Origin of the sequence: Streptomyces sp. NPDC056948 (assembly GCF_042674225.1) — a bacterium.
Classification (GTDB): Bacteria; Actinomycetota; Actinomycetes; order Streptomycetales; family Streptomycetaceae; genus Streptomyces; species Streptomyces purpurascens.
This window is the reverse complement of sequence record NZ_JBHUQX010000079.1, coordinates 20,174-27,561: the sequence shown is the minus strand read 5'-3', so window position 1 is coordinate 27,561 and position 7,388 is coordinate 20,174. Positions and strand designations below refer to the sequence as shown.

The following is a 7,388-nucleotide window of genomic DNA, read 5'->3' as shown; positions in this document are numbered from 1 at the left end:
CACCTGGGGCCCGCTCCAGGTCGCCGCTGAGAACGGCGACGCCCTCGCCGGCAACCCGGCCCCCGTCGTCCTCGACACCGGCCGCGTCCTGCTCGTGCACGTGCGCAACGCGGCCCTCGCCACCGAGGACGCCATCCGGCGCGGCAAGGTGAGCGCGGCGGACGGGCGCCGCGTCTGGGTGCGGCACAGCGACGACGAGGGCCTCACCTGGTCGGCGCCGAAGGAGATCACCCAGGAGACCAAGAAGCCCCAGTGGCGCTGGTACGCCACCACCCCCGGCCACGCGATCCGGCTGAGCACCGGCCGGATCGTCGTTCCCGCCAACCACTCCCTGCCGCCCACCGGCACCGACAACGGCACCGAGGGCAAGTACAACGGCGGCCACTGCCTGCTCAGCGACGACCGGGGCGCGACGTGGCGCATCGGGTACGTCGACGACGACACCGACGGCTACATCAACGTCAACGAGACCACCGCCGCCGAACTCCTCGACGGCCGCGTCTACTTCAACGCCCGCAACGACTCCACCTCACCCGGCACCCGCGCCGACGCCCACTCCACGGACGGCGGGCAGAGCCTGGTGAAACGCTTCCGTCCGCAGGCCGGCCTCGCCGCTCCCGTCTGCCAGGCCGCCCTTCTCCAGCTCCGCGACCCGGACCTGCTTCTCTACTCCGGCCCCGCCGACCCGGGCTTCCGTGCCCTGATGACCATCCGTGCCTCCGCCGACGGCGGCACCACCTGGCGCCCGGCGTTCACGGTGGACGGCCTGCCCGCCGCGTACTCCGATCTGGTCCGCGTCGACCCGGACACCGTGGGGCTGTTGTACGAGACCGGCGACTTCGGCGCCTACGAGACGATCACCTTCCGGCGGGTGCCCGTGACCGAGCTGACCTGAACCGTCGGGGGCACCGGCGCGGACGTAGAGTCAGGGCCATGACCTCTACCGACAGTGCCGCCACCGACAACGCCCAGAAGGCCCCCGCCAAGGACCCCTGGGACCTGCCCGACGTCTCCGGACTCGTCGTCGGTGTGCTCGGCGGGACCGGGCCCCAGGGCAAGGGCCTCGCCTACCGGCTCGCCCGGGCCGGCCAGAAGGTGATCATCGGCTCGCGGGCCGCCGAGCGCGCCCAGGCGGCGGCCGGGGAACTCGGGTACGGCGTCGAGGGAGCCGACAACGCCGAGACCGCGCGGCGCAGCGACATCGTGATCGTCGCCGTGCCGTGGGACGGACATGGCAAGACCCTCGAATCCCTGCGCGAGGAACTGGCCGGCAAGCTCGTCGTCGACTGCGTCAACCCGCTCGGCTTCGACAAGAAGGGCGCCTACGCGCTCAAGCCCGAGGAGGGCAGCGCCGCCGAGCAGGCCGCCGCCCTGCTGCCGGACTCCCGCGTCACGGCCGCCTTCCACCACCTGTCGGCCGTGCTGCTCGAGGACCCGGAGATCGACGAGATCGACACCGACGTGATGGTGCTCGGCGAGGTCCGCGCCGACGTCGAGATCGTCCAGGCGCTGGCCGGCCGTATCCCCGGTATGCGCGGCATCTTCGCGGGGCGGCTGCGCAACGCCCACCAGGTGGAGTCGCTGGTGGCGAACCTGATCTCCGTGAACCGCCGCTACAAGGCACACGCCGGGCTCCGCGTCACCGACGTGTGAGCCGGTGAGGTGGATGGGGGACACTGGTCGTCGTAGCAGTGTCCCCCGACAGGAGTCCACCGAAATGCCCCGCCTTGCCGTTTACGCCCTGATTGTCTGCGTCCTCTCCGTGGCGGCGGCCGTGGTCTCCTTCGTCCAGGGCAGCTGGCTGGGGATCGTCTGGGTACTGCTCGCCGGGCTGTCGTCCAACATGGCCTGGTACTACCTCAAGCGCGCCAAGGCGCAGAAGTCGGTCACGGGCTGACCGAGCAGAACTCGTTGCCGCCCTGCCAGAAGCGGTACAGCTCCTGACCGCAGTACGTCTCGAAGTCGCTGATCCCCAGGGACTTCAGGATCGTGTCGATCACGTCGAAGAACACGCCGTTCACCGCGGGCAGCCACAGCAGCGCGAACACGAACAGCAGGCCGAACGGCGCGAACGGCTCCACCTGGCGCCGGATCTTGTACGACAGCCACGGCTCGATCACGCCGTAGCCGTCCAGGCCCGGCACCGGCAGGAAGTTCAGCAGCGCGGCCGTCACCTGGAGCAGGGCGAGGAAGGCCAGGGCGAGCCGGAAGTCGCTCGGCACGCCGTCCAGGGCGTCCAGCCAGAACGGGGCCGTGCACACGATCGCGAACAGCACGTTCGTCAGCGGACCCGCGGCCGAGATCAGACTGTGCCGCCAGCGTCCCTGGATCCGTCCCCGCTCGATGAAGACCGCGCCGCCGGGCAGGCCGATCCCGCCCATGATCACGAAGATCACCGGGAGCACGATGCTCAGCAGCGCGTGCGTGTACTTCAGCGGGTTCAGCGTGAGATAGCCCTTCGCGCCGACCGAGATGTCGCCGCTGTGCAGGGCGGTGCGCGCGTGCGCGTACTCGTGCAGACACAGGGAGACGATCCAGGCCGCCGTCACGAAGAGGAACACGGCGACGCCGGGCTGCTCCGCGAAACCGGTCCAGGTCGCCCATCCCGTGACCGCCGTCACGGCCATGATCCCGACGAACACGGGACTGATCCGCCGCTCGCTGTGGCGGCTGGTGGCGGTGGTCATGGGGCTCCCTGCACTCTTCGGACACGCGATGGGACTGCCCGACCGTACCGGGCGCACGGGGAAAACGTCTCGCGCGGGTCGGTCGGTTCCGGAGAGGGTGGGGGCATGGGGCTCTGGCACGTGTTGTACGCGGACTGGCAGATGGAGTGCTGCGGCACGCCGTTCTCGGTGGGGGACGAGGTGAGCTGGCCCCTGCTGCTCCTGGACGCGGACGACGTGTACGGCGGCGGCTGGCACGACCAGCTCACCAAGGTCGCCGGGCCGGTGGAGCACGTGGGAGGCGTCCGGGTGGTGCGGGAGGAGACGGGCCTCACGGTGGCACTGGGCGGGGAGCCCGGGGGTTGGATCCGGTCGGTCGGGCTGCTCTCCGTCGAGCGGCACGGCGCGTCCTGGCCCCAGGCCACCGGGCGGGTACGGGCCGTGCAGGTGCTCACCCAGGGCTACGCCGAGACGCCACCCGGCTCGCGCTCCTGGGAACCCGTCCCGGGGGAGCGGAGTCTGAGGGCGGTCGACCAGTGCCCGAAGTGGTTCGCAGACGATGCCGCGGAGCAGGGGCGCCGGCGGAGGGAGTCGGGGGTGGTGGTGACCCTGGAGGTACCCGGCACGGACTCCTGGCTCTCGCACGCCGTCCGCGAGGCCCTGGGCCTGCCCCAGCAGGGCGCCGAGCCCGGGGCGGAGACGGAGGGCATCCCGGCGGAGGCCCTGACGGCCTTGCTGGAGTCCCTGAGCACGGTCGCCCCGCCCCGGCACTCGAGGGCCGGGCGGCCTCGTCATCGTGCCTGAGCGACGCCGCGGCGCCCCGGCCGGCCGTTGCCACCTCGCACGTGCGGCCACCCCGGCCCGGCGACCAGCCGGCCTCGGCGCGGCCACCGGGCCTGGTCACCCGGCTACCCGGACCCGGCCACCCAGCTCGGCGGCCGAATCGGCCTCGGACCGGCGACCCGGCCACCCCATCCCAGCCACAGCGTCCGGCCGCCCGGCCAGCCCGGACCTGGCCGCCCAGCCACAGCGTCCCGGCCACCTGGCCAACCCGGCCCCCGGGCCAACCCGGCCCCGGCCACACCCTGCCCGCCCGCCGCGCCTTCGAACTGGCTACCCGGACCCGGCCACCCAGCTCGGCGGCCGAAATCGGCCTCGGACCGGCCACCCCATCCCCGCCACAGCGTCCGGCCGCCCGGCCAGCCCGGGCCTGGCCACCCGGACCTGGCCACCCGGCCAGCCCGGCCCTGGCCACCCGGACCTGGCCACCCGGCCAACCCGGCCCCCGGCCACCCAGCCACAGCGTCCCGGCCACCCGGCCAACCCGGCCCCCGGGCCAACCCGGCCCCCGGGCCAACCCGGCCCCGGCCACACCCTGCCCGCCCGCCGCGCCGTCGAACGTCGTGACCCGTGCTCGTACCACCGGAGACAATGGACCCCGTGCGCTACCGCATCCTCGGCACCACGCAGGCGCTCCGCACCGACGGCACGGTCGTTTCGGTGGGCGGGGCGCGGTTGCGTGCGCTGCTGACCGTGCTCGCTCTGCGGGCCGGCCGTACCGTGCCCGTGGGGCTGCTCGTCGACGAGGTGTGGGACGGTACGCCGCCCGCCGACGGCCCGGCGGCGCTGCAGGCGCTGGTCGGGCGGTTGCGGCGGGCGCTCGGGGCGGACGCGGTCGCCTCCGTCGAGGGCGGGTACCGGCTCACGGCCGCGCCCGACGACGTCGATCTGCACCGGTTCGAGCGGCTGGCCGGTGAGGGGCTGCGGGCCCTGGCTGATGACGACCCGGCCAAGGCCGCCGTGATCCTCGACGACGCCCTCGCCCTGTGGCGCGGCCCGGCCCTCGCCGACCTCCCCGACCGCACCGCCGAGGCGGCCCGCCGGGACACCCGCCGCCTGGACGTCCTGCGCGCCCGCCACACCGCCGCCCTCGCCCTCGGCCAGTCCGAGCAGTCCCTGCCGGAGCTGACCGCCCTGTGCGACAGCCACCCCCTGGACGAACCCCTCCAGACCCTGCGCCTGCGCGCCCTGCGCGACGCGGGCCGCACGGCGGAGGCCCTGGACGCCTACGAGGAGGTCCGGCGGCTCCTCGCCGACCGGCTGGGAGCCGACCCGGGGCCGGAACTGCGGTCCCTGCACGCGGAGTTGCTGAGCCTGGGGGACAGGCCCGTAGCCGCGCCCGCCGCCGAGCCCCAGCCCGTCGGCAACCTGCGGGCCCGGCTCACCTCCTTCATCGGCCGTGAGAGCGACATCGAGACCATCCGCGGCGATCTCGCCACCGCCCGGCTGGTCACGCTGCTCGGGCCCGGCGGGGCCGGCAAGACACGGCTGTCGCAGGAGGCCGCCGAGACCGTACGGCCCACCATGTCCGGCGGCGTCTGGCTGGCCGAACTCGCCCCGGTCGACGACCCCGCCGCCGTCCCGGAAGCCGTGCTCACGGCCGTCGGCGCCCGCGAGACCGTGCTGTACGGCGCCGGCGCCGAGGGCATCAGGGCCGCCGTGGCCGACCGGCTCGACGACCCCGTCGAGCGGCTCGCCGAGCACTGCTCCCGCCCCGGCATGCTGCTGATCCTCGACAACTGCGAGCACGTCGCCGACGCCGCCGCCCGGCTCGCCGAGGGGTTGCTGGAGCGCTGCCCGGGACTCACCGTTCTCGCCACCAGCCGTGAACCCCTGGGCGTGCCTGGGGAGTTGCTGCGGCCCGTGGAGCCGCTGCCCGAGCCGGTCGCGCTGCGGCTGCTCGCCGACCGGGGCGCGGTGGCCCGGCCCGGCTTCCGCGTCCAGGACGACCCCGAGGCGTGCGCCGAGATCTGCCGGCGTCTCGACGGCCTGCCCCTGGCCATCGAACTCGCCGCCGCCCGGCTGCGGATGCTCACGCCCCGCCAGATCGCCGACCGGCTCGACGACCGCTTCCGCCTCCTCACCTCCGGCAGCCGCACCGTGCTGCCCCGCCAGCAGACCCTCAGAGCCGTCGTCGACTGGTCCTGGGACCTCCTCGACGAGGACGAACGGGACGTGCTGCGGCGGCTGTCGGTGTTCGCGGGCGGCTGCGACCTCCCCGCCGCCGAGGCGGTGTGCGGGCCGGTCGCCCTGGAGGCGCTCGGCTCGCTCGTCGACCGGTCCCTGGTCGTGGCCGCCCCGCCCCGCGAGTCGGCCGACGGCGAGATGCGCTACCGGCTGCTGGAGACCGTCGCCGAGTACGCCGCCGAGCGGCTGGACGAGGCCGGACAGCGCGCCGAGGCCGAGCGCGCCCATCTGACGTACTTCCGTGAACTCGCCCGCGCCACCGACCCGTTGCTGCACGGACCCGGCCAGCTCGCCGCCATCCACCGGCTGGAGCGGGAGTACGAGAACCTGCGCACCGCCCTGCGCCACGCCGTCGCCCTGCGCGACGAGCAGGAGGCGCTCTGCCTGGCACTGTCCCTCGTCTGGTACTGGCAGATGCGTGACCTGCGCATCGATGCCCGCACCTGGTGCCGCGAGGTCATGGCCCTCGGCCCCGACCCCTTCACCGAGCCCGTCCGCCGCGCCGCCCCGGTCTGGCAACGCTGCACCGACGCCCCGCCCCCGATGACCGGCGAGGTCCTCCAGGAGGCCCGGCGTGGAATCCACCTGGCCCATCTCGCCTGCATGGACACCGAACTGGACGCCTGGCAGACCCCGCGGGCCCAGCGGAAGCTGCAGATCATCGCCGAGACCTATGAGCCCGGCCTCCCGCAGACCTGCCGGCTCCCCGGCCTGCTCTGGTTCTTCGCCGTGATGCTGACCGGCGACATGGACCGGCTGCGCGTCGTCATGGAAGCGTCCATCCGCACCTGCCGGGAGACCCCCGGCTTCGAGTGGGAGCTGGCCTCAGGTCTCCAGATGCGGGCCAACTTCCTCGCCAACCGCACCGACTGGGCGGGCGACGCCGCCCGGGACGCCGACGAGTCGCTGGAGATCTACCGGAGCCTCGGCGACGCCTGGGGCACCGCGGAGGCCCTCTCCGCCCGCGCCGAGACCCACGAACGCAGGGGCGCCTACGCCCTGGCCGCCGCCGACTACGAGGCGGCCATCGCGCACGCGGAACACCTCGGCGCTCACGGTCAGACGGCCGTGCTCACCGCCCGGCTCGGCAACGCGCTGATGGAGGCCGGCGAGGCCGAGCGCGGCGAGCGGATGCTGCGCGAGGTGATCGCCGAGCGCGGGGACTCGCACAGCGAGGCCATGCCCGCCGCCCGCCTCTTCCTGGCCGTCCGGCTGGGCCTGACGAGCCGTGTGCCCGAGGCGCGCGAGCAACTGCGGCGGCTGCGCCAGGACTTCCGTATCGCCCACTTCATCGTCTTCGACGCGTTCATCCTCGGGGCCGAGGCCTGGCTGGACGCCGTGGAGGGGCGTCACGCGGAGTGCCTGGACCTCATCCGCAAGGCGCTGGAGCGCGCCGCCGACCCGCGCTCGCAGGTCATCGCCCCCCATATGCGGGCGGTGTACCTGACCATCGGGGCCGGAGCCCTGGCCGGCCTCGACGGCGGGCGCCGCGCCCGTGACGCGGCCCGCTGCCTGGGCGCCGCCGACGGCCTCCTGCCGCCGGGCCATGTCGCCGCCCGACAGGAGCGCGAGACCCGCGAGCAGGCGGAACGGCGGGCCCGGGCCGTGCTCGGCGACCGGGCGTACGAGACCGCGTACGCGGAAGGCGGCGGCCTCTCCCCCGAGGAGGCCACCGCCCTCGTCTGACGCGAGCCG

6 protein-coding genes are annotated in these 7,388 nt (G+C 74.3%); 5 read left to right on the top strand and 1 reads right to left on the bottom strand.

All coding sequences use genetic code 11. From position 1 onward, the window contains the following. The 3 genes from ACFTZL_RS13180 to ACFTZL_RS13170 form a co-directional block, all read left to right on the top strand. On the top strand, nucleotides 1-895 hold an 895-nt coding region (locus ACFTZL_RS13180), incomplete at its 5' end, for an exo-alpha-sialidase (RefSeq protein ID WP_382581080.1). Nucleotides 896-933: 38 nt separating this feature from the next. Continuing rightward, entirely contained in the window at nucleotides 934-1,653 is a 720-nt protein-coding gene (gene npdG, locus ACFTZL_RS13175; RefSeq protein ID WP_382581078.1) for an NADPH-dependent F420 reductase, read from the top strand. A 13-nt stretch (nucleotides 1,654-1,666) separates the two neighbouring features. Next, nucleotides 1,667-1,897: a hypothetical protein gene (locus ACFTZL_RS13170; protein ID WP_382581076.1), complete on the top strand. Its 231-nt coding sequence runs from the start codon at nucleotides 1,667-1,669 to the stop codon at nucleotides 1,895-1,897. Here the strand turns inward: ACFTZL_RS13170 and ACFTZL_RS13165 are convergent. Then, nucleotides 1,887-2,687, bottom strand: coding sequence for a site-2 protease family protein (locus ACFTZL_RS13165; RefSeq protein ID WP_382581074.1), 801 nt, complete (start codon nucleotides 2,685-2,687; stop codon nucleotides 1,887-1,889). The genes ACFTZL_RS13170 and ACFTZL_RS13165 overlap by 11 nt on opposite strands. Before the next feature lie 105 nt (nucleotides 2,688-2,792). On the opposite strand from ACFTZL_RS13165, the gene ACFTZL_RS13160 reads away from it, so the two are divergent. Together ACFTZL_RS13160 and ACFTZL_RS13155 are read left to right on the top strand one after the other, a co-directional pair. Then, on the top strand, nucleotides 2,793-3,470 hold the full coding sequence (locus tag ACFTZL_RS13160) for a DUF6578 domain-containing protein (protein WP_382581072.1): 678 nt from the start codon (nucleotides 2,793-2,795) through the stop codon (nucleotides 3,468-3,470). Nucleotides 3,471-4,097: 627 nt separating this feature from the next. After that, the gene (locus ACFTZL_RS13155; RefSeq protein WP_382581070.1) at nucleotides 4,098-7,379 is read left to right on the top strand and encodes a BTAD domain-containing putative transcriptional regulator; all 3,282 of its coding nucleotides are present in this window, start codon (nucleotides 4,098-4,100) and stop codon (nucleotides 7,377-7,379) included. The last annotated feature ends 9 nt before the right edge of the window (nucleotides 7,380-7,388 follow it).